At 68.7% G+C, this 26401-nt stretch carries 25 protein-coding genes and 1 riboswitch; of the genes, 15 read left to right on the top strand and 10 right to left on the bottom strand.

Annotated elements, in window-relative coordinates; all coding sequences use genetic code 11:
- Positions 1–5 precede the first annotated feature (5 nt).
- Positions 6–1394 (bottom strand): FAD-dependent oxidoreductase, encoded by a 1389-nt coding sequence (locus AB0M22_RS12185; protein ID WP_364724440.1) that lies wholly within the window; start codon positions 1392–1394, stop codon positions 6–8.
- A gap of 349 nt (positions 1395–1743) precedes the next feature.
- Between AB0M22_RS12185 and AB0M22_RS12180 the strand changes: the two genes are divergently transcribed.
- The 3 genes from AB0M22_RS12180 (at position 1744) to AB0M22_RS12170 (ending at position 4068) form a co-directional block, all read left to right on the top strand.
- The gene (locus tag AB0M22_RS12180; RefSeq protein WP_364724436.1) at positions 1744–2190 is read left to right on the top strand and encodes a hypothetical protein; all 447 of its coding nucleotides are present in this window, start codon (positions 1744–1746) and stop codon (positions 2188–2190) included.
- 63 nt (positions 2191–2253) lie between these two features.
- A riboswitch (SAM riboswitch) is annotated at positions 2254–2370 on the top strand.
- A gap of 14 nt (positions 2371–2384) precedes the next feature.
- A complete protein-coding gene (locus AB0M22_RS12175; RefSeq protein WP_364724433.1) occupies positions 2385–2801 on the top strand; it encodes a rhodanese-like domain-containing protein in 417 nt (138 codons plus the stop codon).
- Between the two features lie 52 nt (positions 2802–2853).
- A complete protein-coding gene (locus AB0M22_RS12170; protein WP_364724431.1) occupies positions 2854–4068 on the top strand; it encodes an O-succinylhomoserine sulfhydrylase in 1215 nt (404 codons plus the stop codon).
- A 24-nt stretch (positions 4069–4092) separates the two neighbouring features.
- Here AB0M22_RS12170 and AB0M22_RS12165 read toward each other — a convergent pair whose 3' ends face one another.
- Both AB0M22_RS12165 and fgd read right to left on the bottom strand, forming a co-directional pair.
- Positions 4093–5064 carry a hypothetical protein gene (locus AB0M22_RS12165; RefSeq protein WP_364724428.1) on the bottom strand — a complete coding sequence of 324 codons (972 nt, stop codon included), beginning with the start codon at positions 5062–5064 and terminating at the stop codon, positions 4093–4095.
- A 149-nt stretch (positions 5065–5213) separates the two neighbouring features.
- Complete coding sequence (gene fgd, locus AB0M22_RS12160) at positions 5214–6224, bottom strand: glucose-6-phosphate dehydrogenase (coenzyme-F420) (protein WP_364724426.1); 1011 nt, start codon at positions 6222–6224, stop codon at positions 5214–5216.
- 378 nt (positions 6225–6602) lie between these two features.
- Between fgd and AB0M22_RS12155 the strand changes: the two genes are divergently transcribed.
- On the top strand, positions 6603–7361 hold the full coding sequence (locus AB0M22_RS12155) for an HAD-IIA family hydrolase (RefSeq protein ID WP_364726855.1): 759 nt from the start codon (positions 6603–6605) through the stop codon (positions 7359–7361).
- A 7-nt stretch (positions 7362–7368) separates the two neighbouring features.
- On the opposite strand, the gene AB0M22_RS12150 is transcribed toward AB0M22_RS12155, so the two are convergent.
- Both AB0M22_RS12150 and AB0M22_RS12145 read right to left on the bottom strand, forming a co-directional pair.
- Positions 7369–7818 (bottom strand): helix-turn-helix domain-containing protein, encoded by a 450-nt coding sequence (locus AB0M22_RS12150; RefSeq protein ID WP_364724423.1) that lies wholly within the window; start codon positions 7816–7818, stop codon positions 7369–7371.
- A gap of 52 nt (positions 7819–7870) precedes the next feature.
- Entirely contained in the window at positions 7871–8515 is a 645-nt protein-coding gene (locus tag AB0M22_RS12145; RefSeq protein WP_364724420.1) for a type 1 glutamine amidotransferase family protein, read from the bottom strand.
- A 67-nt stretch (positions 8516–8582) separates the two neighbouring features.
- On the opposite strand from AB0M22_RS12145, the gene AB0M22_RS12140 reads away from it, so the two are divergent.
- Positions 8583–9035, top strand: a complete 453-nt coding sequence (locus AB0M22_RS12140; protein ID WP_364724418.1) for an RpiB/LacA/LacB family sugar-phosphate isomerase — start codon at positions 8583–8585, stop codon at positions 9033–9035.
- Between the two features lies 1 nt (position 9036).
- Here the strand turns inward: AB0M22_RS12140 and AB0M22_RS12135 are convergent, their stop codons facing one another.
- A complete protein-coding gene (locus tag AB0M22_RS12135) occupies positions 9037–9543 on the bottom strand; it encodes a nitroreductase family deazaflavin-dependent oxidoreductase (protein WP_364724416.1) in 507 nt (168 codons plus the stop codon).
- A 187-nt stretch (positions 9544–9730) separates the two neighbouring features.
- Here AB0M22_RS12135 and AB0M22_RS12130 point away from each other — a divergent pair, with 187 nt between their 5' ends.
- From AB0M22_RS12130 to AB0M22_RS12120, 3 genes are all read left to right on the top strand, one after another.
- Positions 9731–10930 (top strand): transposase, encoded by a 1200-nt coding sequence (locus tag AB0M22_RS12130; protein ID WP_364726851.1) that lies wholly within the window; start codon positions 9731–9733, stop codon positions 10928–10930.
- 57 nt (positions 10931–10987) lie between these two features.
- Entirely contained in the window at positions 10988–13060 is a 2073-nt protein-coding gene (gene pta, locus AB0M22_RS12125) for a phosphate acetyltransferase (protein WP_364724414.1), read from the top strand.
- 101 nt (positions 13061–13161) lie between these two features.
- The gene (locus AB0M22_RS12120; RefSeq protein WP_364724411.1) at positions 13162–14370 is read left to right on the top strand and encodes an acetate kinase; all 1209 of its coding nucleotides are present in this window, start codon (positions 13162–13164) and stop codon (positions 14368–14370) included.
- Between the two features lie 251 nt (positions 14371–14621).
- Here the strand turns inward: AB0M22_RS12120 and AB0M22_RS12115 are convergent, their stop codons facing one another.
- Genes AB0M22_RS12115 through AB0M22_RS12105 form a run of 3 tightly spaced genes read right to left on the bottom strand, consistent with a single transcriptional unit; the run spans position 14622 to position 19459 of the window.
- Positions 14622–17099 (bottom strand): serine/threonine-protein kinase PknG, encoded by a 2478-nt coding sequence (locus tag AB0M22_RS12115; protein ID WP_364724408.1) that lies wholly within the window; start codon positions 17097–17099, stop codon positions 14622–14624.
- Positions 17100–17105: 6 nt separating this feature from the next.
- Entirely contained in the window at positions 17106–18074 is a 969-nt protein-coding gene (locus AB0M22_RS12110) for a glutamate ABC transporter substrate-binding protein (protein ID WP_364724406.1), read from the bottom strand.
- On the bottom strand, positions 18071–19459 hold the full coding sequence (locus AB0M22_RS12105) for a hypothetical protein (protein WP_364724403.1): 1389 nt from the start codon (positions 19457–19459) through the stop codon (positions 18071–18073). Before AB0M22_RS12105 ends, AB0M22_RS12110 begins: the two co-directional genes overlap by 4 nt.
- A gap of 180 nt (positions 19460–19639) precedes the next feature.
- Here AB0M22_RS12105 and AB0M22_RS12100 point away from each other — a divergent pair, with 180 nt between their 5' ends.
- Positions 19640–20323: an NUDIX hydrolase gene (locus tag AB0M22_RS12100; RefSeq protein WP_364724400.1), complete on the top strand. Its 684-nt coding sequence runs from the start codon at positions 19640–19642 to the stop codon at positions 20321–20323.
- A 36-nt stretch (positions 20324–20359) separates the two neighbouring features.
- On the opposite strand, the gene thiE is transcribed toward AB0M22_RS12100, so the two are convergent.
- Positions 20360–21058 (bottom strand): thiamine phosphate synthase, encoded by a 699-nt coding sequence (gene thiE / locus AB0M22_RS12095; RefSeq protein ID WP_364724397.1) that lies wholly within the window; start codon positions 21056–21058, stop codon positions 20360–20362.
- Positions 21059–21147: 89 nt separating this feature from the next.
- Between thiE and thiO the strand changes: the two genes are divergently transcribed.
- The 6 genes from thiO (at position 21148) to AB0M22_RS12065 (ending at position 26400) form a co-directional block, all read left to right on the top strand.
- Entirely contained in the window at positions 21148–22245 is a 1098-nt protein-coding gene (thiO, locus tag AB0M22_RS12090) for a glycine oxidase ThiO (protein ID WP_364724394.1), read from the top strand.
- Positions 22242–22460, top strand: a complete 219-nt coding sequence (gene thiS / locus AB0M22_RS12085) for a sulfur carrier protein ThiS (protein WP_150400045.1) — start codon at positions 22242–22244, stop codon at positions 22458–22460. Before thiO ends, thiS begins: the two co-directional genes overlap by 4 nt.
- A complete protein-coding gene (locus AB0M22_RS12080; RefSeq protein WP_364724391.1) occupies positions 22453–23217 on the top strand; it encodes a thiazole synthase in 765 nt (254 codons plus the stop codon). Before thiS ends, AB0M22_RS12080 begins: the two co-directional genes overlap by 8 nt.
- 146 nt (positions 23218–23363) lie before the next feature.
- The gene (locus AB0M22_RS12075) at positions 23364–24308 is read left to right on the top strand and encodes an ATP-binding cassette domain-containing protein (protein WP_364724388.1); all 945 of its coding nucleotides are present in this window, start codon (positions 23364–23366) and stop codon (positions 24306–24308) included.
- On the top strand, positions 24308–25069 hold the full coding sequence (locus AB0M22_RS12070) for an ABC transporter permease (RefSeq protein ID WP_150400042.1): 762 nt from the start codon (positions 24308–24310) through the stop codon (positions 25067–25069). Before AB0M22_RS12075 ends, AB0M22_RS12070 begins: the two co-directional genes overlap by 1 nt.
- Positions 25070–25635: 566 nt before the next feature.
- Positions 25636–26400 carry an adenylate/guanylate cyclase domain-containing protein gene (locus AB0M22_RS12065; protein ID WP_364726848.1) on the top strand — a complete coding sequence of 255 codons (765 nt, stop codon included), beginning with the start codon at positions 25636–25638 and terminating at the stop codon, positions 26398–26400.
- Position 26401 lies beyond the last annotated feature (1 nt).

Here is a 26401-nt window from a genome sequence, read left to right as displayed (position 1 = left end):
GTCGATCAGACCTTGTGCGGCTCGCTCGCGCGCAGCATGTCCTCGCGCTCGACGACCTTGACCCGCTCGCGGCCCTCGGGCTCGCCGAGCGAGCGCTCGTGCGCGTCCAGGCGGTACCAGCCCTGCCAGGTGGTGAACGGAATGCCCTTGCTCTCCAGGAACTCGGTGACCGCGTCCAGCTCCGGCTGGGCGGCCGGGGTGAAGTTCGCGCTGTCGTCGAGCAGGCAGGCCACGGTCTCGTTGGCGTCGCCCTTGGTGTGGCCGATGAGGCCGACCGGGCCGCGCTTGATCCAGCCGGTGACGTAGGTGGCCGGGACGTAACGGTCGGCGCCGTCGGCGTTCTCGTCGCCGATCACCCGGCCCGCCTCGTTGGGCACGGTGCCTGCCTGGTCGTCGAACGGCAGGTTGGTCAGGTTCTGCGACAGGTAGCCGACCGCGCGGTAGACCGCCTGCACGTCCCATTCCTTGAACGTGCCGGTGCCCTTGACGTTGCCGGTGCCGTCGAGCTGGGTGCGCTCGGTACGCAGGCCGGTGACCTTGCCGTCCTCGCCGAGGATCTCCGCGGGCGACTCGAAGAAGTGCAGGAACAGCTTGTGCGGGCGGTTGCCGACGTCGCGAATCGCCCACTGCTCGAGCGTGTTCGCGATCATGTCGACTTGCTTGGAGTGCCGGCGCGCGGCCTCGGAGCCCTCGTCGTAGTCGATGTCCTCGGGATCGACGATGACCTCGATGGTCGGCGAATGATCCAGCTCGCGCAGTTCCAGCGGGGTGAACTTGGCCTGGGCCGGGCCGCGGCGGCCGAACACGTGCACCTCGAGCGCCTTGTTGGCCTTGAGGCCGGCGTAGACGTTCGGCGGGATCTCGGTCGGCAGCAGCTCGTCGCCGGTCTTGGCCAGCACGCGGGCCACGTCGAGCGCGACATTGCCGACGCCGAGCACGGCGACCTTCTCCGCGTCCAGCGGCCAGGTGCGCGGCACGTCCGGGTGGCCGTCGTACCAGGAGACGAAGTCGGCGGCGCCGTAGGAGCCGTCCAGGCCGATGCCGGGGATGCCGAGCGCGCGGTCGGCGTTGGCGCCGGTGGAGAAGATCACCGCGTCGTAGAAGGTGCGCAGGTCATCGAGGGTGATGTCGGTGCCGTAGTCGATGTTGCCGAGCAGGCGGACCTGCGGCTTGTCCAGCACCTTGTGCAGGGCGGTGATGATGCCCTTGATCCGCGGGTGGTCCGGCGCGACGCCGTAGCGGATCAGCCCGAACGGCGCGGGCATGCGCTCGAACAGGTCGATGCTCACCTCGGCATCCGACTTCATCAGGGCGTCGGCGGCATAGATTCCCGCAGGCCCGGCGCCAACGATGGCGATGCGGAGCGGGCGGTCAGCTGCACTCTGTTCGGTCATCTTTTACGCGCACCCTTATGGTCGAGAACAAATTAACGGCGTCTTCCTTAGCCTAGGCTAAGTTACGCGCTGGCTGGTTGCACCTGACGGCGCGGACACTGAGGTTGTCGGCTCGTGGCCACCCCAGTCGCGGCTATGACAGCAGGCCGCAGTCTCGCGATTCTATCCGTGGCGGCCGAGGCGGCCCCCGGCGGTGCGTGAACTGAATGGATGCCGCCCCGGGCGTTCTGTCCGGGTTACCCGATTGCGCGGCGTTGATCCCCGCGCGGCGCGACGACCTTCGCCGCTCGCGTTCGCCCGCGGTGGGGGCGAGCACCGGATATCCCCGCCGACCAGGGATCATCGTCGTATGAGCGATCAGGAGTCACCCGCCGAGGACGAAGTCATCACGGTCGACCAGACCGACAAGCGTTCCGTGGCACCGTTCGTCGCCGCGGCCGTGATCGCGGTCATCGTGCTCGGCGCGATCATCATCGGCGGGGTCATGTCGCCCGCTGAGAAAAATGTCACAGATTCCGACCGGATCGCCGCCGCGGTGCGCAACTTCGTCGAGGGGTCCAACAGCACCGACCTGGTGCCCCCACCTGGTGCGGGCTGCGCGGGCTTCGACCCGAAACGCTCCCCACTCGCCGGGCGTTCCGGCGGCGGAAAGACCGTGGAAATCACGAAACTCGTCGATCCGCAGCGCGACGGCGATCGGGCGAAGGCAACGGTCACCACCAAGGTCGACGGTGACGAGCAGACTTCCACCTGGAATCTGACCCGCTCGGGAGACAAATGGTTGGTCTGTAATTGAGCATTCTCATACCGTGAGCAGCCATTTGACAGGGTGACCCTCGTCCAGGCAATCTCAGCAGAAGGTCATGAGAACCAGTGTCAAGCCCCGGCAATACTGGTCGGCAACCCTCCTCCGCGGTGGGGTGCTCCGGGTGACGACCTGGCCGCGCGTCAAACCTGAGCGTGGCAAGTGCGGATTCTAGGAGGGTCCAGATGAGTTATGCCGGTGACATCACCCCGCAGCAGGCTTGGGATCTGTTGCGCGACAACCCCGAAGCCGTCCTGGTCGACGTGCGCACCGAGGCCGAATGGAAGTTCGTCGGCGTGCCCGACACCAGCTCGATCGAGCGCCCGACGGTACTGATCGAGTGGGTCGATTCGACCGGGACGCGCAACGGCGAGTTCACCGAGCAGCTGGTCACGGCGCTCGACGGGCACAACCCGGAGGCTCCGGTGATCTTCCTCTGTCGTTCGGGCCAGCGCTCGATCGGCGCGGCGATCGCCTCGACCCAGGCCGGGTTCGGCACCTCGTACAACGTGCTCGAGGGCTTCGAGGGCCCGGTCGACGCGGACGGACATCGCGGCGGCGCCGGCTGGCGCGCCCTCGGCCTGCCCTGGCGGCAGTCATGAGCACGTGCTGTTCGGTTGACGCGTTGTCGCGGAGCTCTGTCGGGAGGCAGTCGTGATCACAGGTGGTGCGTTCGACAAGCCGCTGCCCGAGGGCGTCGGCCCGGCGACCCTCGGCGTGCGAGGGGGGTTGCGCCGCTCCGGTTTCGAGGAAACCTCCGAGGCGCTGTATCTGACCTCCGGCTTCGTCTACGAGAGCGCGGAGGCCGCCGAAGCCGCGTTCACGGGCGACGTCGAGCATTTCGTCTACTCCCGTTACGGCAACCCGACGGTCGCCATGTTCGAGGAGCGGATGCGGCTGCTCGACGGCGCCGAGGCCTGCTTCGCGACCGCGAGCGGGATGTCCGCGGTGTTCACCGCGCTGGGCGCGCTGCTCGGCGCCGGTGATCGACTTGTGGCCGCGCGCAGCCTGTTCGGGTCCTGCTTCGTGGTGTGCAACGAGATCCTGCCGCGCTGGGGCGTGGAGACCGTCTTCGTCGACGGCGAGGATCTGGACCAGTGGGAGCAGGCGCTGTCGGTGCCGACCCAGGCGGTGTTCTTCGAGACGCCGGCCAACCCCATGCAGACCCTGGTCGACGTGCGCCGGGTCACCGAGCTCGCGCATGCCGCGGGCGCGAAGGTGGTGCTGGACAACGTCTTTGCCACGCCCTTGCTGCAACGCGGTTTCGAGCTGGGTGCCGACGTGGTCGTCTACTCGGGTACCAAGCACATCGACGGCCAGGGCCGGGTGCTCGGCGGCGCGATCCTCGGCGCCAAAGATTACATCGACGGGCCGGTGAAAACGCTGATGCGCCATACCGGTCCGGCGCTGAGCCCGTTCAACGCGTGGACGCTGCTCAAGGGTCTGGAGACGATGCCGCTGCGGGTGCGGCATTCGACCGAATCCGCGTTGCGCATCGCCCGCTTCCTGGAGACCAACAACTCGGTCAGCTGGGTGAAATACCCGTTCCTGGAATCACATCCGCAGCACGACCTGGCCACCGGCCAGATGAGTGCCGGCGGCACCGTGGTCACCTTCGAGCTGAACGCGCCCGCGAACGAGGCGAAGAAGCGCGCCTTCGAAGTCCTCAACCGCCTGCGCATCATCGACATCTCGAACAACCTCGGCGACGCCAAGTCGTTGATCACCCACCCCGCCACCACAACCCACCGCGCCATGGGCCCGGAAGGCCGAGCCACCATCGGCCTCTCCGACGGCGTAGTCCGCATCTCCGTCGGCCTCGAAGACGTCGAGGACCTCCTCTCCGACCTCGACCACGCGCTGAGCTAGCAACCCACAGACCGTCCGTACGTCTCACAGAGGGTTGATGCCCTGTGAAACGTGTGGACGGTCTGTGGGTTCCGGGTGCCAGTAGCCGGTGCGGCGGGCGGACCGGGCGATTCGGGCCGCTTGGGTGAGGCGGGTGAGCCAGGTGGTGGTGCCGAGTTCGTGCCAGGTCCAGCGGACGACGAGCCAGCCGAGCGCGCGCAGGGCGTCCTCGCGGGCCTTTTCGGCGATGACGACGTCTTCCGGCGGCCGGGAGCCGCGTAAATGGCTGCGGTACTTCGCAAGTCCGTCGAATTCGCCGACAAGGCCGAGTTCGGGGAACAGGAAGTCGACCCTGGCGACGAAGCGGTGATCGGGGGTGACGATGCGGGCCTGGAGTTCTGGTTTCGGGAAGTGCGCCGCGTGCAGTGCGACCCGGCTGCGCGATTCACCGGGGCTCTCGGAGCGGCCGTCCACGAAGTCGACTACTCGTCGCGCCGCCGGAGTGCCTGGCCCGGAATAGCGTGCGAGCTGCTCGATCAAACCGGCGCGGGTTGTCTTTTCGAGTCGCAGGGCGCTGTCCCCGATGACGACTGCTTGTTCGAACGGCAGCGTCCGGGCCAAGTCGATGACAGTGCGCGCCACGGTGGTGACCTGTCGGTTGCCGACCCGCACGACTTCGTCGGGGGTGATGCGCATCGAATGCAACAGCAGTTGCCGGGTGGCACGTCCGCCGGTCGAACGGTTGCGTAGCAGATGAACTCGCGTCAGCGGTGCGGCCCATACGTCGAGGTCGTGCGCTACCGCCGCCGAGATATGGCTGATGATCGCGTCCGGGCTGGAAGCTTGTGCGACAGCGTCAGTGCGCGTCAGATGTTGTTGGGCGACAGTCAGATCCGCGGCACCTTCGGCATCGAGGTAGTAGCCGCGGCGAACCCGTCGCCACCCGGCCCGCAGCTCACGATCGGTGTACCCATCCCGCAGCGCGCTCGCGCGGCTAGTCACCTGGGGAACGTCCATGCGGCGATCCTCGGTGACCGAACCGTCGTCCACCAGACCCCCGTGGTCAAATGTGGACAAGTCCAGGGTTGGGGATAACTGGCCCCACAGAGCCTGCATACGTCTCACAGGGAGTTCAGTCCCTGTGAGACGTATGGGTGGTCTGTGGATCAGCCCAGTGCGCGCAGGCGGGGCGCCAGATCGCGCTGGAAGAGGTCGAGGAAGCGGCGTTGGTCGTGGCCGGGGGCGTGGAAGACCAGGTGGTTGAGGCCGGCTTCGAGGTAGGGCTTGATCAGGTCGACGGTTTGGTCGGGGTCGCTGGCGACGATCCAGCGTTTGGCGATCTGTTCGATCGGGAGGGCGTCGGCGGCGGCTTCCATTTCGATCGGGTCGGTGATGCTGTGCTTCTGTTCGGGGGTCAGGCTCAGTGGGGCCCAGAAGCGGGTGTTCTCCAGGGCCAGTTCGGGATCGGTGTCGTAGGAGATCTTGATCTCGATCATCCGGTCGATGTCGTCGACCGTGCGGCCGGCCTTGGCGGCGCCCTCGGCGACGGCGGGCATCAGCTTGTCGGTGTAGAGCTCCATGCCCTTGCCGGAGGTGCAGATGAAGCCGTCACCGGCGCGGCCGGCGTAGCGCGCGACCAGCGGTCCGCCGGCGGCGATGTAGACCGGGATGCCGCCCTTGGGCACGTCGTAGATGGACGCGCCGACGGTGTTGTAGTACTCGCCGGCGAAGTCGACGCGGTCGCCGGTCCACAGCGCGCGCATCAGCTCGACCGACTCGCGCAGCCGGGCGAAGCGCTCCTTGAACTCCGGCCACTCGCCCTGGTACCCGGTGGCGATCTCGTTGAGCGCCTCGCCGGAGCCGACCCCGAGCATGATCCGGTCCGGGTAGAGGCAACCCATGGTGGCGAAGGCCTGGGCGATCACCGCGGGGTTGTAGCGGAAGGTGGGGGTGAGCACCGAGGTGCCGAGCTGGATCCGCTTCGTGCGTTCGCCGACCGCGGCCATCCAGGCCAGCGAGAACGGCGCGTGCCCGCCCTTGTGCCGCCACGGCTGGAAGTGATCGCTGACCGTCGCGCTGTCGAGGCCGTGTTCCTCGGCCAGCACCGCGATCTCCACCAGTTCGCGCGGGCCGAACTGTTCCGCCGACGCCTTGTATCCGAGCTTGAGCTCACCCATGTGCGCCACTCCTGTCGCTTCGCTGCACACCTGTGCGGGCATTCCCGCACACCGTTGGTCGGCCGCAGACGCGCTGCGGCCATGCTTGGCTTCAACCGGCGCGGGACCGCGAACGTTCCCGCACCGCGGTGATCATTTGAGCACTGTCCGGCGCTTTTCGCACATACGTCATACGGCCGTCTTCGACCATAGTCAGCGGTCGTCGCAGGTGTGCGAAGGGTCGCACCGAGCCGGACTTCCCCCGGAACGATGTCGGATAGGCGTACCTCCGCATTCGCTCCGGCCATGCGCGGTCTGAGGACGGACTCCGTCCGGCAGTGTCCCTAGTGGGACAATTGTCTGGTGACTGATGAACCGATCCTGTCCTATCTGACCGACATGGACGGTGTCCTGGTGCACGAGGACCAACTGGTGCCCGGCGCCGACGAGTTCCTCGCCGAGCTGCGCGCCAACGAGACCCCATTCCTGGTGCTGACCAACAACTCGATCCGCACCCCGCGCGACCTGCAAGCCCGGCTGCGCCACACCGGACTCGACATTCCGGAGGAGGCGATCTGGACCTCGGCCCTGGCCACCGCCACCTTCCTGGACGAGCAGCGCCCGAACGGAACCGCCTATGTGGTCGGCGAATCCGGCCTGACCACGGCGTTGCACGAGATCGGCTATGTGCTCACCGACAGCAACCCCGACTACGTGGTGCTCGGCGAGACGCGCAACTACTCGTTCGAGGCGATCACCACCGCGATCCGCCTGATCGAGAAGGGTGCGAGCTTCATCGCGACCAATCCCGACCCGACCGGCCCCTCGCGCGACGGCTCGCTGCCCGCGACCGGCTCGGTGGCAGCGCTGATCACCCGCGCGACCGGCCGCGACCCGTACTACATCGGCAAGCCGAATCCGCTGATGATGCGCTCGGCGCTGCGCCGGATCGGCGCGCATTCGCAGTCGACGGTGATGATCGGCGACCGGATGGATACCGATGTGATCTCCGGGCTGGAGGCAGGCATGCGCACCATCCTGGTCACCACCGGCATCTCCACCCGCGCCTCGGTCGAGGCGTATCCGTACCGTCCGACGATGGTGCTGGACTCCGTCGCCGATCTGGTCGGGCGCACCAAGGAGCCGTTCGCCGGCTGATCGCGCCCTACTTCTCCGCGGCGATCGCGTCCAACGCGGTCGACAGCATGGTGAGCAGCTCCACCGTCGCGGCGAGCTGTTCGTAGCCGAGTTCGTCGGCCAGGCGCTTGGCCACGATCGCGTGCTGCGGATTGATCCGCCGCACGGCCGCGAGGCCCGCGTCGGTGACCGCGACCAGCTTCGCGCGCCGATGCGCCGGGTTCGGCCGATATTCGGCAAGGCCCTTGTCCACCAGCAGGTCCGCGACGCGTTGCACGCTCTGCCGGGTGATGCCCATGTCCCGCGCGATGCCCGCCACCGGCAGCGGTTCGGTGAGCACCGCGCCGAGCACCTGCCACCAGGCCGCGGTGAGCCCGGCCGGGGCCGCCAGTTCCTCGGCGATCGCGAGGAACTGGCCGTTCAGGCGGAATGATGTGATGGCGGCCGTCGCGAACAGCTCCTGTTCGTTCCTCGTCACGTGCACCTCCCGGCGATCCGGCCGTTCGACCGGATCGCCGCCTGATTCTTCCTCATCCGGCGTGCGCCACGGACCGTTGTTCTTCGTACTCGGCGAGCACCATCCAGCCCGCCGGATCCGAGTGACCGTAGAGCCGGTACCACCCGTCGAGCACGTGCGGCTCGTACACGCCGAGCCGGCCGAGTGCTTCGCGCGCGAATTCGAACGGCGAGGTGCCGCCCGCCGTGATCAGATCGCCGTCGGTCACCGCGGCCTCCTCCACATAGTTCTCCGCGCCCGCATATCCGCTGTAGAGCAAGAACTCCCGCACATTGCTCGTGTGCTCGCGGGTATCGAGCAGGCCTTCCTTGGCCAGCCCGAGCGTCGCGCCGCAGATCGCCGCGACCGGCACGCCCGCCGCGAGGAACTCGCGCGCCTTGGCCGCGAACGGCATCAGCTCGTCACCCTCCCAGGTATCGGCTCCGGCCAAGATCAGCATCGCGCTGTCGGCCGGCGTGAGATCGGCCAGTGCCATATCCGGCACGATCCGCATCCCACCGAGCGTGGTGATCGGATCCGTGGTCAGCCCTACCGTTTTCGTCTGCCACGTGCCGGGCTCGCGCTGCCAGGTCGTCCGGTTGATGTGCGCCGTGGTGGCGCCGATCTCCCAGTCGGCGAAGGTGTCGTAGACGGCAACGTGAACTGTTTTCTTGGTCATGACAGTATCCTGTCATAGTTGACAGCATGCTGTCAATAGTCTGGATGTGCGCGATTAAGCTGGGGGTATGCGGATCTCGGTGGCTGCGGACGAACGCGTCGGCGTGGCACAGGAACTGATCGAGGAGCTGGCCCGGCGCGGACACGAGACGCTGCGGCACGGCGCGCTCGCGGACGGTGAACGCGACGACTGGGCCTGGGCGAGCGCGGCGGCGGCCCGCGATGTCGCGCAGGGCCGCGCCGAACAGGGAATCGTCTGCTGCTGGACCGGAACCGGCGCGTCGATCGCCGCCAACAAGGTGGCCGGCATCCGCGCGGCGCTCTGCGGCGATGCTGCGACGGCGGCGGGCGCGCGGCAATGGAACGACGCGAATGTCCTTGCGCTCAGCCTGCGTTCGACCTCGCGCGCGGAACTCCAGGAAATCCTGGATGCCTGGTTCGCCGGCGAGCCGAGCACCGAGGCCGACGACCAGGCCAACATCGCGCACCTGTCGGCGATCGAACGCGCCGACGAATCCTGAATTACGCCCGGTGCAGGGCGAAGATGCGCAGTTCGCGGGTGGTGCGGTCCTTATAGGCGGCGTACGCGCCGGTGATCTCGACGAAGCGGGCGAAGATCGCGTCCTTGGCGTCGGCCTCGACCGGGGTCGCCTGCACCGGGAGCCGTTGGCCCGCGATGGCGACCGTCGCGGCCGGGGTGGCGAGCAGGTTGGCGGTCCAGGCGGGGTGACGTTCCTGCCCGAAGTTGCTGCCGATCACATACAGGACGTCGCCGTCGTGCACGTAGAGCAGCGGCTGGGTGCGCGGCTGGCCGGACTTGCGGCCGATGGTGGTCAGCAGGATCACCGGGGCGCCGATCGGGCCGAGCACCGTGTACTTGGCGTCGGTGCGCTCGAGCAGGGCGCGATCCAGCGGGGTGATCTTGCGGATGAACCAGGAACCGGGCTTGGTCGCCGCGAACTTGTTTGCTAGTCGGGACACTGCGTTGGTGCGCGAACCCCACTGCCGGTTCGGAAACTGCTCAGCCATGCCCGAACTCTAACCCGATCGCGTAACTGATCTGGGCCGCGTGAACTAGGTGATCCGCGAACCGGGTGATCACAGTCTCGCCGGACGGCAGCAATATCGCTTGTTCAACGTCGCGCCGAACTTGTCTCACCCCTCTGCCATGATCTGTTCGCAGCGGGTCGGTATGGGGTCGGTGGAGGGTGGGATTGTGAAGCGGATCGTTGTTGTGAAGCTCGCGCCGAGCCCGGGGCAGTATGCGGCACTGAAAGCGACACTCGACTTGTGCAATGCGGGGGCAAACATGGTCGCGCGGTTCGCGCACTCCGCGACCGATCGTCGCCCGTTCGCGCTACAAAAGCAGGTATACGGCCACCTCAAAGCATCCGGGTTGTCCGCACAACCGGCGATCCGGGTGATCAAGAAGGTCGCCGACGCGTATGCGACCCGGCAAGCGAACTTGACCAACGGGAATTACGGTCCGCCCGGATCGAAACGATATGTCGCAGTCACCGGCAAGGCGATCAGGTTCCGTCAGGACGCGGGCCAACCGTTTGACGACCGGTGCCTGTCGTGGCAGATCGATCAATCGACGGTGTCGATCTGGACGACGGCCGGACGCCTGCGCGGCATCGGATTCGTATGCGCGCCATGGCAGCTGAAACAGCTGGCCGACCGCAAAGGCGAGTCGGATTTGATCCTCCGCAACGGCCAGTTCTACCTACACGCCACCGTCGACACCGACACACCGCCCCCGCTGATCCCCGCCGATGACCCCACCGGCTGGTTGGGGGTGGATCTGGGGATCGTGAACCTGGCGGTGACCACTGCCGATGACCCCGCCGACCTCGACGCTCGGTGGTCCGGTGGTGCGGTCACCGCACGGAGGAAGAGGCACCAAGCCTTGCGGAGCGCCCTACAGCGGGTAGGGACGAAGTCCGCGAAACGGAAACTGAAGGCCCGGCGCAGAAAGGAAACTCGGTACGCCACCGACATCAACCATCAACTCTCGAAAACTGTTGTTGCACAGGCGCAACGCACCGGTCAAGGAGTCGCGATAGAAGACCTGTCGGGAATCCGGGACCGGGTACGGCTCGCCAAGGACCAGCGGCAGCAACTACATTCCTGGGCGTTCGCACAGCTGCGTGACCAGATCACTTACAAGGCGCAAGCCGCGGGGCTGCCTGTACAGGTGATAAACCCGTGCAACACCAGCAGAACCTGTCACCGCTGCGGATACTTCGACCCGGCGAACAGACCCAGCCAAGCGTTGTTCCGGTGCCGCGATTGCGGGTGGACCGGCCACGCCGACCATAACGCGGCCATCAACATTGCCGCACTCGGACATCACAGCTATCGGGCCGCCCAATCAACCGCGCCTAAAGCAGCCACCCCTCTGACAGCCAGTTAGAACGTGAGCAGCAAACCCTCCGCTTTCCGGACTGGGTAGTTGATTAAGCTTTCGGACATGGCCGATCACACTCCGTCCACCGTCTACATCGCCTCGCCCGAAGGCGACACCGGGAAGTCGACGGTGGCCCTCGGGGTGTTGCAGATGTTGTGCGCGACTACCGCGCGGGTCGGCGTGTTCCGCCCGATCACCCGGTCGACCACCGAACCCGACTACATTCTCGAGCTGCTGCTCGAACACAGCACCGCCGACATCGACTACGCGCAGGCCACCGGCGTCACCTACGAGCAGGTGCACGCCGACCCGGACGCCGCGATCAGCGAGATCGTGATGCGCTTCCACGAGGTCGCGAAGGTGTGCGACGCGGTGGTGGTGGTCGGCAGCGATTACACCGATGTCGCCAGCCCCAGCGAGCTGCGCTTCAACGCGCGGATCGCGGTGAATCTCGGCGCGCCCGTGCTGCTGGTGGTGCGCGGCTCGGGCCGCACGCCCGCCGAGGTGAAGCACCTGGCCGAGCTGTGCCAGAGCGAGCTGATCCTGGAGCACGCGCAGTTGGTCGCGATCATCGCCAACCGCTGCGACCCGGACCACATCGACGACGTCGCCGACACATTGCGGACCTTGCCGGTGCCGACCTGGACACTGCCCGAGGTCCCGCTGCTGATCTCGCCGACCATGGCCGAACTCTGTAGCGCCATCGACGGCGAAATGTACAGTGGCGACCCGGAATTGCTGCAACGCGAGGCGCTCAAGGTCATGGTCGGCGGCATGACCGCGGAACACATTCTGGAGCGACTGGTCGACGGCGTCGTGGTGATCGCCCCGGGCGACCGCTCCGACGTGCTGCTCAGCGTGGTGAACGCGCATGAGGCAGAAGGCTTTCCGTCGCTGTCCGGCATCATCATGAACGGCGGCATGCTGCCCCATCCCGCGGTGGCGCGGCTGATGAGCGGCCTGAAGCCGAAGCTGCCGATCCTCACCACCGAACTCGGCACCTACGACACCGCGAGCGCCGCCTACCGCACCCGCGGCCGCATGTCGGCAGGCAGCCCGCGCAAGGTGGACACCGCGCTCGCGCTGATGGAGGAGCACGTCGACGCGGCGGAGTTGTTGCGCCGCATCGAGGTTCCGCTCACCACCGTGGTCACGCCGCAGATGTTCGAGTACCAGCTCATCGAACGCGCCAGGGGCGACCGCAAGCGCATCGTGTTGCCCGAGGGCGACGACGACCGCATCCTGCGCGCGGCCGGAAGGGTGCTGCAACGCAAGATCGCCGACCTGGTCATCCTCGGCGACGAGCAGTCGATCCGGGCCCGCGCCGCCGAACTCGGCGTCGACATCTCCGCCGCGCAGGTGCTCGATCCCCAAACCTCCGGGCACTTGGACGATTTCGCCAAGGAATACACCGAGATGCGCAAGCACAAGGGGATGACCGTCGAGCGGGCCCGCGAAACCATGGCCGACATCTCGTATTTCGGCACCATGATGGTCTACCGGGGGATCGCCGACGGCATGGTCTCCGGGGCCGCGCACACCACGGCGCACACCATCCGGCCGTCGTTCGAGATCATCAAGACGGTACCCGGTGTCTCCACCGTGTCCAGTGTGTTCCTGATGTGCCTGGCCGATCGGGTGCTGGCCTATGGCGACTGCGCGGTGGTGCCCGATCCGACGTCGGAGCAGCTGGCCGACATCGCCATCTCCTCGGCGGCCACCGCGGCCCGGTTCGGCATCGAGCCGCGGATCGCCATGCTGTCCTACTCGACCGGCGAGTCCGGCAGCGGCGCGGACGTGGACAAGGTGCGGGTGGCGACCAAGCTGGTCCGCGAGCGCGCGCCGCAGCTGCCGGTGGAAGGGCCGATCCAGTACGACGCGGCGATCGAGCCGACCGTCGCGACCACCAAGCTGCCCGATTCCGAAGTGGCCGGTAAGGCAACGGTATTCGTGTTTCCCGATCTGAATACCGGCAACAACACCTATAAGGCGGTGCAGCGCAGCGCTGGCGCGATCGCCATCGGCCCGGTGTTGCAGGGTCTGCGCAAGCCGGTCAACGACCTGTCGCGCGGCGCGCTGGTCGCCGACATCGTCAACACCGTGGCGATCACCGCGATCCAGGCGCAGGGTGAGTGACGGTGTCTATCGCGACACAGCCGGTTCGGGCCGCGGAACAGGCGGTCCGCGCGCGTGGTTGCTGAGGGAGTGCGGGAACACCGCCGAACACGGGAGGCGTGATGACTGAGGCTGCCGACGACCTGGTGCTGGTGATCAATTCCGGCTCGTCGTCGATCAAGTACCAACTCCTGGACCCGGAGTCGGGCGCGGTGACCGCGTCCGGCATGGTCGACCGGATCGGTGAGCACAACGCCGGAATCGAGCATCAGGCCGATGGCGCGACCACCGAGCGGCGCAGTGCCGTCGCCGATCACACCGCCGGGTTGCGACTGATCTTCGACATGTTCGCCGAGACCGGACACGACCTGGCGGCGGCCGGGGTTCGCGCAGTCGGGCATCGGGTGGTGCACGGCGGTGAGGTGTTCTATCAGCCGACGTTGATCGATGACGAAGTCGTCGCGGCCATCACCGAACTGTCTTCGCTTGCCCCACTGCATAATCCGGCGAACGTCGCGGGGATCGAAAGCGCGCGCGAGCTGCTGCCGGACGTGCCGCAGGTCGCGGTGTTCGACACCGCGTTCTTCCACGGCCTGCCCGATGCCGCCAAGACCTACGCCATCGACGCGAAAGTCGCTGCCGCGCATGGAATTCGGAAGTACGGTTTCCACGGCACCTCGCACGAGTACGTGTCCGGCCAGGTCGCCGAGTTCCTCAGCCGCGATCCCGCGGACTTGAATCAGATTGTCTTCCACCTGGGTAACGGCGCGTCGGCCTCGGCAATCCGCGGCGGCCACCCGACCGACACCACCATGGGCCTGACCCCGTTGGAGGGCCTGGTGATGGGCACCAGGTCGGGCGACATCGACCCCGGCATCATCGCGCATCTTGTGCGCTCGGCCCACCTCGACATCGACCAGGTCGACCAGCTGCTGAACCGCGACTCCGGCCTCAAGGGCCTGTCCGGCGTCAACGACTTCCGCGAACTCCAGGGCCTCATCGAAAACGGCGACGCCGCAGCGAAACTCGCCTATGACGTCTACATCCACCGCCTGCGCCGCTACCTCGGCGCCTACCTGATCGACCTGGGCGGCGTCGACGCCATCACCTTCACCGCGGGCGTCGGCGAGAACAGCCCCCAGGTCCGCGCCGATGCCCTCGCCGAGCTGTCCCGGTTCGGCATCGAGGTGGATCCCGCCGCCAACACCGCGAAATCCCGTACTGCTCGCCGCATTTCGCCGCCGGACGCAGAGGTGGCGGTGCTGGTGGTCCCCACGAACGAAGAACTGGCCATCGCCCGCGCCGCGCACCGCGTCGCCGAAACCGTCTGACCCGGAACGCGGCGAAGCCCGGTCGGGAGGGAATTGCCGACCGGGCCGGATCTGCCGCTGGGGCAGGCACATCGGCGGGCCCCGCTCGCCGCGCGGTCTCCGGAGGGCAGTCCGGTGACCTACCTCGGGAGCGGCGAGGGCATCGCTGTCCCGGTGGCATGCGGTGGTCCGGTGCGGGGTCTCGGTGGGCCTGCGCGAACCTGATCCGAGGGAGATTCTGCCGAACCCATCATGAGGATTTCGTGAGCGGGCTACACCCAGGTCTTGGCGCGGATCGAATTGGCCAGGTCTACCAGGGCATAGCGGTGATTGCGGCCGGGGGCGCTGCGGGCCAACGCGCGCAGACCCGCCTCGGTCCCCTCCCGTAGGCAGCGTTCGGTGAAGGGTGCGCCGAACAGCGTTGCGTCGGAACGTTTCGGCGTGTTGCCCGCCTGCAACCAGGCCAGCGCCGCACCGAGCACGAGGACCCGCATCTGCACTGTCCGACCCTCGCCTGTCGGCAGACTCGACACCCGGGACGCGGAGATATGCAGCGTGGACTCGTCGAGTTCGGCCACCGGGGCGGCGGTGAGCAGCAACAGCACCGCGGTCATCCGAGCGGTGGTGAAATGCCTTGATGCGGCCGGTACTTCGTCGAGCGCGTGCACCGCGTCCACCACCCGATCGACCGCCGCCAGCTGCCGCGCCAGCCCGAAGGCGGCGCTCACCACCGCGCGATCGGTCCGCCAGACGGTGTCGTAGAACTTCTCCGCGTAGGCCCGCCACTGCTCCGGATCGGCCGAATCCCACTGTTGCAGGACGAGTTCCGCGGTCGCGGCCAGCGCGAGCTTCGGGCCGATCTCGCCAGGCAGCACCCGCAGTACGTCGTCGAAGCTGGCGAAGGCCTGCTCGTACTCCACATCGAGCAGCAGGGCCAGGCCCCGATACCAGCTGACCCGCCAATCGTTCTCGGGTAATCGAGTGAGCAGATGCAGCACCGAGGACGACTCGCCGAGATCGAGGCGGACCCGCGCCTCGGCCAGCCGCAGCTCCAGATCCAAGGTCTCCGGCGCGTTGGCGGGGTCGGCCTCGGCCCGCGCCATGGCGGCCCGCAACGCCTCCAGCGACTCCGCAGGCTCGGCGTGCACCGTCGTCGCCAGCAGCGGCGCTGACGGATCGGCCGAGTCGAGCAGCGGAATAGGCAGTGCCGCAACCACATCCCGCGCCTCGAGCTGCTTGCTGCGGGCCCGTCCGTCGGCGTACGCGTCGGTCTGCCGGATCAGTTCCTCGGTGCCGAAACTGGCCCGCGGCGGGCTGAACACCGTCGACAGCTGAGGATGCTCGGTGGCGGTCTCCAGCGCGAGGATCTCCCGCAGCACCCCGGACAGCTGCGCAGACATGGCTCGGGCGGAGGGGAATCGGCGGTCCGGATCCGGATCGGTCGCGCACAGCAGCAGCCGATGGAAGAACTCGTAACGCGCCAGCACGGGATGGTCCGCGGGGTCCGGGATGCCGTCGAGATAGCGGCCCTGCTCCATCGGCATCTCGAGCGTGAGCACGGCCAGCGTGCGCCCGACGGTGTAGATGTCCGACGCGACGGTCGGTCCGGTCTTCGCGATCTCGGGTGCCTGAAAGCCCCTGGTGCCGTACAGGTTTCCATACGACTCGATGGTCGCGACCGCGCCGAGGTCGATCAGCTTCACCTGGTCCTCGGTGACCATGATGTTGTCCGGCTTGAGATCGTTGTAGGTCAGCCCGATCGAGTGCAGGTACTCCAGCGCGGGCAGGATCTCCAGCAGGTAGGCGATCGCCTCGGCGACCGGCATCCGGTACGGGCGCTGATAGGAGTTGAGGATCTCGCGCAGCGAGCGCCCGCCCACGTACTCCATGACGATGTAGCCGATCGGCGCACCGTCCTGATCGGTGTGCTCGACGAAGTTGTGGATCTTGACGATGCTGGCGTGCGCCACCTCGGCGAGGAACTGGCGCTCGGCGACGGCGACCGCTTGTGCCTCCGCGTCACCGGTGTGCAGCAGGCCCTTGAGCACCACCCAGCGATCGCTGACATTGCGATCGATCGCCAGATAGATCCAGCCGAGCCCGCCGTGCGCGATGCAGCCCTGCACCTCGTACTGGCCGGACACGACGTCGCCCTCGTGCAGCGACGGCCGGAAATCGTAAGGGGCGCCGCAGGTATCGCAGGTGCCGGTGGTCACCGCGGGCCGGATGGCGGTGGCCCGGCCGACCGGGTTGCCGCACCGCCAGCAGAACCGTTTGCCTTCGGAGACAACGGGATCGACCAGCACGGCGGCCCGCGGATCGGCCGGCTCGACCGTCGGGATCGGCACCAGCCCGCCGCCGAGCTTGCGCACCGTGGGCCGGGACCGGGCCGTGCGCACGCTGCGGCCGGAGGTCCGCATGGTCGCCGCCGAGTCCGGTTCGGAGTCGGTTCGCCAAGCGCCGATGATGGTTTCGGCCGAGGCCGCCTGGCTCGGCGTCGGCCGGGTGCCGCGCGCCAGCTCCGTGTGCACCGGCTCTTCGGACTCGTCGCCTGCCTTGCTCGGCGCAGGCTGACGACCTGGCGTCAGCTCGGTGCGCATCGGTTCCACGGCACCGTCGCCTGCCTCGCTCGGCGTGGGCCGACGACCTCGGGACAGTTCGGTATGGACCGGCTCCGCCGACTCGTCGGCCGCCGGCGGGGCGGCGGTGGCTTCGTCCGCGTCGGGGGTGGCGTCGTCGGCTGCGTTCATCGGCCGTCAGTCCACATAAGTCGGGGCGGGCGGACCGGGGGACGGGCCGAGCACGGACAACCACTGGCGATAGATGCGATCCCAGGTGCCGTCGTTGCGGATGCGATCCAGGGTGCCGTTCACGAAGCGCACCAGATCGTCGTCGCCCTTGGGAATGCCGATGCCGTACGGCTCGACGCTGATGCTGTCGCCGACCACCTGGGTGTACGGGTCCTGCGCGGCCAGCCCGGCCAGGATGGAGTCGTCGGTGCTGGCCGCGTCGACCTGGCGCTGCTGCAAGACGACCAGGCAGTCGGCCCAGGTCGGCACGGTGAGAATGGTGGCGGCGGGCTGATCGTGGCGCATGTGATCCAGCGAGGTGGTGCCGCGCACGATGCACACCCGCTTGCCCGCGAGATCGGCGATGCCGTTGATCCCGGAGTTCTTCATCGCCAGCACCCGCTGGTTCGAGCGCAGGTAGACGGTGGAGAACGTAACCTTCTGGCGCCGTTCGCAATTGATCGTCATGGTCTTCACGACGATGTCCACTTCGCGGTTCTGTAGCGCGCGTTCCCGGTCGGCCGAGCCGAGGGTGCGATATTCGATCAGGTCCGGACTGCCGAGCAGGTCGCGGGCGACCTCCCTGGCGATGTCCGGGTCGAAGCCGACGATGGCCCCGGAGGTCGGATCGCGGAAGCTGAACAGGTTGCTGCCCGCGTCCAGCCCGACCACCAGGCGGCCGCGGGCCCGGATCGCGTCGATGGTCGGCCCGCCGGCGCTGCTCGGGCGCAGGCTCGCCGTCGGATCGCCGCACTGCGGCGGCGCGGCCGTCGGCGTCGGCGAATCCGTCAGCACCGGAATGACTTTCGCAGGCAGCGGCGGTTCGGTGTACTTGGCCGTGCTGCTCGGCAGCGACGTCGGCGCGCCGCTGCTACAGCCGCCGACCAGGGCGACGGCGGCGAGCGCGACGGCGAGCAGGCCGTGCCCGGCCCTCATCGGTACTCCCGCAGCCGCGGCCACAGTCCCAGTCCGACACAGGCGGCCGCGACGATGCCGAGCACCAGCGCGCCCGGGCCCATGAAGGCGAGTACCTGAGCCGCCTGGGAAATGTTGTCGCGCAATGTGTTCCGTGTCTTGTCGATGCCCTGCTCCAGTGCCTTGTCCAGTGCGTCCACCTGCGCCGCGACGTCGGCCGCGCCCGGTCCGGTGGCCACCGCCGCCGCGCCGTTGAAGTCACCGCGCGCCAGCGTGTCGTTCATCCGCTGGTGCGCGACCCGCCAACGGCTCAGTGCCGGAATGGCATTGCGCACGTCGTCGGCGGCGGGCGCGGAACTCGGGTAGCCGCCGAGCAGGTCGGCGAGGCGGGCGATGTTCGCGTCGTAGGTCCGGTCGTAGTCGCCGGTGGCGTCCCGGCTGACCAGCTTCAGCGTTTCCGCCGAACGGGCCTGCTGGGCCAGGATCCGGCTCTCGGTGAGCCGGGAGGCGGGCACCGCACCGTCGTCGCGGCCGTGGATCATCGAGGTGGCCGACACCGCGCCCGCGATCACGGTCCAGGTCAACAGGATCAGCACCGCCGCCGACGCGAGCAGCAGTCCGGGATTGAGCACCCGGCGCCACCGCTTGGCCAGATCGAACTGGGCCCACACCAGCGCGCCCAGCGCGAGGATCACCAGCACGATGGCGGTCCACGGCGGCCGGACGTGATTGCGCTGCGCCTCGGTCACCGCCGCCTGCCGCCGGTTCTGTAGTTCCTCGGCCATCGGCAGCACGGCGGTCTGCATCTGGTTGGACGCTTCGCTCAAATAGGCGGCGCCGACCGGATATCCGCTGCGATTGTTCGCCCGGGCCGTCTCCACCACCCCGGTGTACACCGGCAGGCTGGTGGCGATCCCGGTGCGCAACTGGGTATCGGTGTTGTCGATCCGGCTGGGCGCGGTGCCCGAGGCCCGGCCGGTCTCCGCGACCAGTTCCGCGGCGGCCTCGCCGATCGCCTGGCTGTAGCGATCGCGCACCGTCTTGGGCTCCAGGCCGCCGGCGATGAACGCGGTGCTCGCCGCGGCGTCCGCGATGGACAGCGAGGTGTAGAGGCGGTGCGCGGAGTACGCGTCCGGCTCGGTGTCGTCGAGCAGCACATTCAGTGTCTGCTGCCGGTCGCCGACGGTCGCGCCGGTCACCCAGCCCGCGGCCACGCAGACCGTGATGAGCAGCAGCCCGATCGCGATCAGCCGGCCGGGCGAGGAACCGGCGAACAGGCGCAGCCGGGCCGGGTCGAACTGCTCGCGCACGAAGGCGACTCGCAGCGCGCCTGGGCTGTCCCGCGCGGCGAGCTCGGCGGTGGGCGAGGGCCGAAGTACCGCCGTCGCCTGCTCGATCCGAGCCATGTCCACCTCCCCAGTCTGGGCCGCATTCGCGGATTTCTCGACGGACCGACCGGATAAACGGTCACCCCGTGTGTGTCGTTGCGGAGTTTATTGTGGTCGTAGCGGTGCCGTGGCGTGTGAAATACCCCTGCTTGGCAGCGGGACGCGGCCCGGCGGCGGCAGATCGAGGATGGGTAGCAGATGCGTGGTGACGGTGACGGGTGGTCGCGCGACCCCGGTGGGTTGCGGCGTTGGGGCCGGTTCGGCGCCGCCGGACTGCTGCTGCGCGCCCCGCTCGCCGACGGCGGCTCGGCCGTGCTGATGCAGCATCGCGCGCCGTGGAGTCATCAGGGCGGCACCTGGGCGCTGCCCGGCGGCGCCCGCGACAGCCACGAGACCCCGGTGCATGCCGCGGTGCGCGAGGCGTGGGAGGAGGCGGGGATCGATCCCGCCGACGTCCGGGTGCGCAGCGAGCGGGTGACCGCGTCCGCGCCGAGCGGCTGGACCTACACCACCGTGATCGCCGACGCCGTGCTGACGTTGCCGACCGTCCGGAATCGGGAGAGCTCCGAGGTCGCGTGGATTCCGGAGGCCGAGGTCGACGCCAGGCTGCTGCATCCGGGCTTCGCCGTCGCCTGGCCGGTCTTGCGCGCCGCGCCCGCCCGGATCTGCCTCGACGAACTCGCGGAAGATCGGGACGTCGCCGCCGCACTGCCCCGCACCATCGACCTGGCCGACCAAGGATTCTTCTGGCTGCACACCGACCCCGACGGACCCGGCGGCTACGCGCGAATCGTCGATCCGGCGGCGATCGCCCCGCCCGAACCGGCACCGGGCAGCAGCACGGCTGTCGTCTCGCTCACCCGCGGCCAAGTCCTGTCCTGACCTCGGTATCCGCCCCATCGGATGCCCGGCCATCGGCTACCCGTTGGCGAGCAGCGCCGTCTTGAGTTGCCGCGCTGCGGCTTCCGGGTCGCGCGCCTCGGTGATCGCGCGCACCACGACGATGCGGTTGGCGCCGGCCGCGAGCACGTCGGGCAGGTTGTCCGGGTCGATCCCGCCGATCGCGAACCACGGGCGGGTCGGGTGCGCGTCGGAGGTGGAACGCACCAGCTCGATGCCGGCCGCCTGCCGTCCCGGCTTGGTCGGGGTCGCGTAGACCGGCCCGGTGCAGAAGTAATCGATGTGTTCGTCGATCGCGGCCAGTCCGGCCTGCGCGCGATTGTGCGTGGATCGCCCGATCACCACGTCCTGGCCGAGGATGCGCCGCGCGTACCAGGGCGGCAGGTCACCTTGTCCGAGGTGCAGCACGTCTGCGCCCGCGGCCAGCGCGATATCCGCGCGGTCGTTCACCGCGACCAGCGCGCCGTGCCTGCGGGCGGCGGCCTTCAACTCGGCCAGCGCGCCGAGCTCCGCGCGCGCCTCGAGCGGGCCGAACTTCGCCTCGCCGGGCGATCCCTTGTCCCTGAGCTGGATGATGTCGACCCCACCCGCGAAGGCCGCTTCGGCGAACTTGGCCAGATCGCCCTTGTCCCGTCTGGCGTCGGTACAGAGATAGAGGCGAGCGGAGGCCAGGCGCTCCCGGGGCGATGCGGGTCGGGCAGGGTGGGAGGGTTGCACGTCTTCGACCGTAGCCGCGCTACCGTGGGGAAGCGAACGGCGGCGCCACGCGAACGCCGCGCATCGGAGACAGAGGCAGGTGGAAAAGGATGCGGACGCTGGCCGTCGTGGGTGGCGGCGTCATCGGGCTCGGGGTGGCCTGGCGGGCCGCCGAGGCGGGCTGGTCGGTCACGCTGTTCGACCCCGCCGTCGGCTCCGGCGCCTCGTGGGTGGCCGGTGGCATGCTCGCTCCGCTGTCCGAAGGCTGGCCGGGTGAAGACCGGGTGCTCGCGTTCGGCGCGGCCGCGCTGGCCCGCTGGCCGGAATTCGCCGCCCGGGTCGAGACCGCCACCGGCCAATCGGTGTTCGTGGCCGACGCCACCCTGACCGTCGCCCTGGACGCCGCCGACGCCGCGGACCTGCGCACGGTCGCCGAGTGGGTCGGCGGCCGCGGCCACGAACTCCAGGTGCTCGATCGCGCGGGCGTCCGCGCGCTGGAACCGAACCTCGCGCGCACGGTCCGCGCCGGGCTGCACGCGCCCGCCGAACCCGCGATCGACAATCGACGCCTGGTCGCCGCGCTCCGCAGGGCCGCGACGGCCGCCGGCGTGCAGATCCGCGCCGAATCGGTCGACGCGCTGGACACCCTCACCCACGATCAGATCGTCCTGTCCGCTGGCGCGGCCTCCGCTCGGCTCTGGCCCGACCTGCCGGTCCGGCCGATCAAGGGCGAGATCCTGCGCCTGCGCCAACGCCCCGGCGTCACCCCCGCGCCACAGCGCGTCGTCCGGGCCAGGGTGCACGGCCGGGCCATGTACCTGGTCCCGCGCGCCGACGGAATCGTGGTCGGCGCAACCCAATACGAGGCCGGTTTCGACACCGCGGTGACCGTCGCGGGCGTGCGGGACCTGATCGCCGACGCCGAGGCCATCTTCCCCGGCATCGGCGAATACGAGCTGGCCGAGGCGAGCGCGGGCTCGCGCCCCGGCACCCCGGACAACCTGCCGTTGCTCGGCAGGCTCAGCGACCGGGTCGTCGCGGCCACCGGCAACGGCCGCAACGGCATGCTGACCCTGCCGCTCACCGTCGACGCGGTGCTCGCCCAGCTCGCCGGAACACCGTTGCCCGAGGCGGAACCCGCCGACCCGCAACGCTTTACGACGGCGCACCCGCCGTCGCCTTCGTCATCCGCAGGAGGAGTTCGATGACTTCGACATCCGTCCCCATCGGCGTCAGCGTGAACGGCACAGATCACGAATTCGCCGAAACCCTCACCGTCCGAGAGCTGCTCGGCCGCCTGGAGCTGCCGACGCAGGGCATCGCGCTCGCGGTGGACGGCGCGGTGTTCCCCAAGTCCCGCTGGGACGAGCCGGTCGGTCGCGGCTGGCAGATCGAGGTGCTGACGGCGGTCCAGGGTGGCTGAGTCTTACGCGCCGCTGCGGATCGCGGACCGCGAGTTCGGATCTCGCCTGATCATGGGCACCGGCGGCGCGGACAACCTGGCCGTGCTGGAGGAGGCGCTGGTCGCCTCGGGCACCGAACTCACCACCGTCGCCATGCGCCGGGTGGATGCCGCGGGCGGCACCGGCGTGCTGGATCTGTTGAAGCGCTTGAACATCGCGCCGCTGCCCAATACCGCCGGCTGTCGCACCGCGGCCGAGGCGGTGCTCACCGCGCAATTGGCTCGCGAGGCGCTCGACACCAACTGGGTCAAGCTCGAGGTGGTCGCCGACGAGCGCACCCTGCTGCCCGACCCGATCGAATTGATCACCGCCGCCGAGCAACTCGTCGACGACGGCTTCGTCGTGCTGCCCTACACCACCGACGACCCGATCCTCGCGCGCCGGCTCGAGGACGCGGGCTGCGTCGCGGTGATGCCGCTCGGCTCGCCGATCGGCACCGGACTCGGCATCGGCAACCCGCACAACATCGAGATGATCGTCGCCGAGGCCAAGGTCCCGGTGATCCTGGACGCGGGCATCGGCACCGCGAGCGACGCCGCCCTGGCCATGGAACTCGGCTGCTCGGCGGTCCTGCTGGCCACCGCGGTGACCAGGGCTCGTCAACCGGAGTTGATGGCGCAGGCCATGGCGTCCGCGGTGCGGGCAGGCTATCTGGCGCGCCAGGCGGGGCGCATTCCGAAACGATTCTGGGCACAGGCTTCCTCGCCTGCGCTCTGAGCTGGTCGGCTACCGAAAATCCCCGCTCAGGACGTCTATCAGGGTGGCGCTACCGGGTAGTAGGGGTAGCTGTCATCCCTGAGGATGATCGAACACGACACTTTGTAGTGACGCGCGTCGCGGCATTTTCGGGAATGCTGGTCACCATGATCGAGCTGAGAGGGCTGACCAAGCACTACGGGCAGACCGTCGCCGTTCAGGATCTTTCCTTCACCGTTCGACCCGGACAGGTGACGGGGTTCCTGGGCCCGAACGGAGCCGGTAAGTCGACGACGATGCGCATGATCCTGGGGCTGGACAAGCCAACCGCAGGCACCGCACTCATCCAGGGCAAGCCATACCGCGAATTGGACCATCCGCTGCGCACCGTCGGTGCGTTGCTCGACGCCAAGTGGGTGCATCCGAACCGTTCGGCGCGCGCCCACCTCGAGTGGATGGCCGCCTCCAACGACATCGCCAAGTCCCGGGTGGAGGAGGTGCTGCGGCTGGTCGGCCTGTCCGAGGTGGCGGGCAAGACCGCGGGCGGGTTCTCCCTCGGCATGTCCCAGCGGCTCGGCCTGGCCGGCGCGCTGCTCGGCGACCCGCAGGTGCTGCTGTTCGACGAGCCGGTCAACGGCCTCGACCCGGAGGGCATCCTGTGGATCCGCCGGTTCATGCAGCGACTGGCCACCGAGGGCCGCACCGTGCTGGTCTCCAGCCACCTGCTCTCCGAGATGGCGCAGACCGCCGAGCACCTCGTGGTGATCGGTCGCGGCCAGCTCATCTCCGACACCACCACCCAGGAATTCATCGAGCGCGCCTCCGAACAGTCGGTGCGCGTGCGCAGCCCGCAGCTCGACCAGTTGCGCAGCGTGCTCACCTCGAACGGGATGACCGTCCGCGAGGACGGCACCGGCACCGACGGCCCCGCGCTCGTGGTGGCCGGCGTGCCCAGCGACGCGGTCGGCAAGCTGGCCGGCGCGAACGAGATCACCCTGTTCGAGCTTGCGCCGCAACGTGCTTCGCTGGAAGAGGCGTTCATGCGGATGACCGGCGGCGCCGTGCAGTACCACGGCGAAGGCTTCGATCAGGCGATGGGAGGTGCGCTCTGATGGGCGTGCTGGCAGCAGAACGAATCAAGCTCACCTCGACCAGGTCGCCCTGGTGGTGCTCGGCCATCGTGGTCGCGCTCGCCCTCGGGCTGGCCGCGCTGTTCGCCCTGGTCACCAAGTCCGCGGGGGACAACCCCGCGGAGGGGACCCCGACGCTGGACGTGAGCACCGCGACCGCGGGCGTCGTCGGCTTCGGCGTGATGGTCCTGATGATCATGGCCGCGTTGACCGTGACCAGCGAATACCGCTTCGGCGTCATCCGCACCACGTTCCAGGCGGTGCCCAATCGCAGCAAGGTGCTGATCACCAAGACGCTGCTGGTCGGTGTCTTCAGCGCCGTGCTCACCACGATCCTGGCCTTCCTCGCGATCGGGGTGGCCAAGGCGATCGGCGGGTCCGCCCCCGCGGCGAACCTGACCCTGGACGGGCAGTGGCGCGCGGTCTACGGCATCCCGATCTACGCCTTCCTGATGATCGCCGTCGCGATCGGTGTCGGTGTCCTGGTCCGCCAGTCCGCCGCCGCGATCTCGCTGATCGTGTTGTGGTCCTTGCTGATCGAGCCGCTGCTCGGCGCGTTCGGCAGTTTCGGCCGCAATGTGGGACCGTTCCTGCCCTTCCAGAACGCGAGCCACTTCCTCGCCGTCTCGGAGTCCGGCGCCAACTGGCACTGGGGTCCGTGGGGCAGCCTGCTCTACTTCCTCGGCTTCACCGCGATCGTCTACGGCGCCGCGCTGATCATGATCAACCAGCGCGACGCGTAGCGACCCAAAATCGACCCGAGTTGCCTTCCCTCGCCACTCGGGTTCGGGGCGCCGACCTTGTCGGGAGGTCCGCGCGCCCCGTCACCGCCCCGCCACTGCCCGGCGGACGGTGTCACCATCGGCCCGGTGCGATCCCCTTCGCACCGGGCCGATGGGCTTTTTTCACGAGGGCGTGCCGCGCCCGCGCGGGGCCGCATTATTACTGGTCAATGGGGCATGTGAACATCACGGAAACTGTGAAACAGGTCGCTTCATCAGTGCTGGATCCGCGAGTACAGTTCGACTCAGCAACCAGCTCGTTATCCATCGGCGGCCCCAATGTTGTGCCCGCTCCGTCCGTCGGGAGGTAGCAGGTGGCGATGATCAGTGATCCGCCGACGACAGGTCGGCTGAGATACCCTCTGGGCGTGAGCGAAACACCTTCCGGCGGTGCTGCGCCCGGGTCGGAGCCGGAAGACCGAAACGGCCTCCCACCCGAGGTCGTGATCCCGCTGGTACCCGCGGACGGGGACGGACCTATCCGTCGTCCCGGGGCAGGCCTGCGCAAGGGCCAGCTGTCCGCGTTGATGAACGCGGCGAACAATCGGACGGACTTCATCGGCGTGCTCCGCAAGGCGCGCGAGCAGCTGCCCGGTGATCCCTCCTTCGGCGACCCGCTCTCGGTCACCGGCCCCGGCGGTGCGCGCGCGGTCGCCCGCGCCGCGGACAAGCTGGTCGGCGACACCCCGAGCGCGGCCAGGGAGATCGGCTTCGGCGCGCTCCAGGTCTGGCAGGCGATGCTGGAACGAGTCGGTCGCGGTAAAGGTAACGCGGAAGTAACTGTGATGTTCACCGACCTGGTGGCCTTCTCCAGCTGGTCGCTCTCCGCGGGCGACGAGGCGACGCTGGAGCTGCTGCGCCGGGTGGCCAAGGCCATCGAGCCGCCGATCGCCGAGCGGGGCGGCCAGGTGGTCAAGCGGATGGGCGACGGCGTGATGGCCGTGTTCCCGTCGGCCGAGCGGGCCGTGCGCGCCGCGATCAACGCCAAGCGCAACCTGGCCGAGGTCAAGGTGCGCGACTACCGCCCGCAGATGCGGATCGGGCTGCACACCGGCTCGCCGCGCGAGATCGGCGGCGACTGGCTCGGCGTCGACGTCACGATCGCGGCCAGGGTGATGGAGGCGGGCGGCAACGGCAACACCATGCTCTCCGAGGCGACGTTGCAGTCGCTCGAGCCCGAGACCCTCGCCGAGCTGGGTCACGCGGTCAAGCCCTACCGGCGCAGCTTCTTCGCCGCGCCGCTGAGCGGGGTCCCCGAGGACCTGCGCATCTTCAAGCTCTCCGAGCTCTGAG

It is taken from the genome of Nocardia sp. NPDC051756, assembly GCF_040681495.1.
Lineage (GTDB): Bacteria > Actinomycetota > Actinomycetes > Mycobacteriales > Mycobacteriaceae > Nocardia.
Note: the sequence above shows the minus strand (reverse complement) of the source record. Positions and strands in the feature narration are given on the sequence as shown.

What these genes read in the sequence shown, in the direction of transcription:
- AB0M22_RS12185 (WP_364724440.1), bottom strand. Translation starts at nt 1,394, where the DNA reads ATGACCGAACAGAGTGCAGCTGACCGCCCGCTCCGCATCGCCATCGTT.
- AB0M22_RS12180 (WP_364724436.1), top strand. Translation starts at nt 1,744, where the DNA reads ATGAGCGATCAGGAGTCACCCGCCGAGGACGAAGTCATCACGGTCGAC.
- AB0M22_RS12175 (WP_364724433.1), top strand. Translation starts at nt 2,385, where the DNA reads ATGAGTTATGCCGGTGACATCACCCCGCAGCAGGCTTGGGATCTGTTG.
- AB0M22_RS12165 (WP_364724428.1), bottom strand. Translation starts at nt 5,064, where the DNA reads ATGGACGTTCCCCAGGTGACTAGCCGCGCGAGCGCGCTGCGGGATGGG.
- fgd (WP_364724426.1), bottom strand. Translation starts at nt 6,224, where the DNA reads ATGGGTGAGCTCAAGCTCGGATACAAGGCGTCGGCGGAACAGTTCGGC.
- AB0M22_RS12155 (WP_364726855.1), top strand. Translation starts at nt 6,603, where the DNA reads ATGGACGGTGTCCTGGTGCACGAGGACCAACTGGTGCCCGGCGCCGAC.
- AB0M22_RS12145 (WP_364724420.1), bottom strand. Translation starts at nt 8,515, where the DNA reads ATGACCAAGAAAACAGTTCACGTTGCCGTCTACGACACCTTCGCCGAC.
- AB0M22_RS12140 (WP_364724418.1), top strand. Translation starts at nt 8,583, where the DNA reads ATGCGGATCTCGGTGGCTGCGGACGAACGCGTCGGCGTGGCACAGGAA.
- AB0M22_RS12135 (WP_364724416.1), bottom strand. Translation starts at nt 9,543, where the DNA reads ATGGCTGAGCAGTTTCCGAACCGGCAGTGGGGTTCGCGCACCAACGCA.
- pta (WP_364724414.1), top strand. Translation starts at nt 10,988, where the DNA reads ATGGCCGATCACACTCCGTCCACCGTCTACATCGCCTCGCCCGAAGGC.
- AB0M22_RS12120 (WP_364724411.1), top strand. Translation starts at nt 13,162, where the DNA reads ATGACTGAGGCTGCCGACGACCTGGTGCTGGTGATCAATTCCGGCTCG.
- AB0M22_RS12115 (WP_364724408.1), bottom strand. Translation starts at nt 17,099, where the DNA reads ATGAACGCAGCCGACGACGCCACCCCCGACGCGGACGAAGCCACCGCC.
- AB0M22_RS12110 (WP_364724406.1), bottom strand. Translation starts at nt 18,074, where the DNA reads ATGAGGGCCGGGCACGGCCTGCTCGCCGTCGCGCTCGCCGCCGTCGCC.
- AB0M22_RS12105 (WP_364724403.1), bottom strand. Translation starts at nt 19,459, where the DNA reads ATGGCTCGGATCGAGCAGGCGACGGCGGTACTTCGGCCCTCGCCCACC.
- AB0M22_RS12100 (WP_364724400.1), top strand. Translation starts at nt 19,640, where the DNA reads ATGCGTGGTGACGGTGACGGGTGGTCGCGCGACCCCGGTGGGTTGCGG.
- thiO (WP_364724394.1), top strand. Translation starts at nt 21,148, where the DNA reads ATGCGGACGCTGGCCGTCGTGGGTGGCGGCGTCATCGGGCTCGGGGTG.
- thiS (WP_150400045.1), top strand. Translation starts at nt 22,242, where the DNA reads ATGACTTCGACATCCGTCCCCATCGGCGTCAGCGTGAACGGCACAGAT.
- AB0M22_RS12075 (WP_364724388.1), top strand. Translation starts at nt 23,364, where the DNA reads ATGATCGAGCTGAGAGGGCTGACCAAGCACTACGGGCAGACCGTCGCC.
- AB0M22_RS12070 (WP_150400042.1), top strand. Translation starts at nt 24,308, where the DNA reads ATGGGCGTGCTGGCAGCAGAACGAATCAAGCTCACCTCGACCAGGTCG.
- AB0M22_RS12065 (WP_364726848.1), top strand. Translation starts at nt 25,636, where the DNA reads ATGAACGCGGCGAACAATCGGACGGACTTCATCGGCGTGCTCCGCAAG.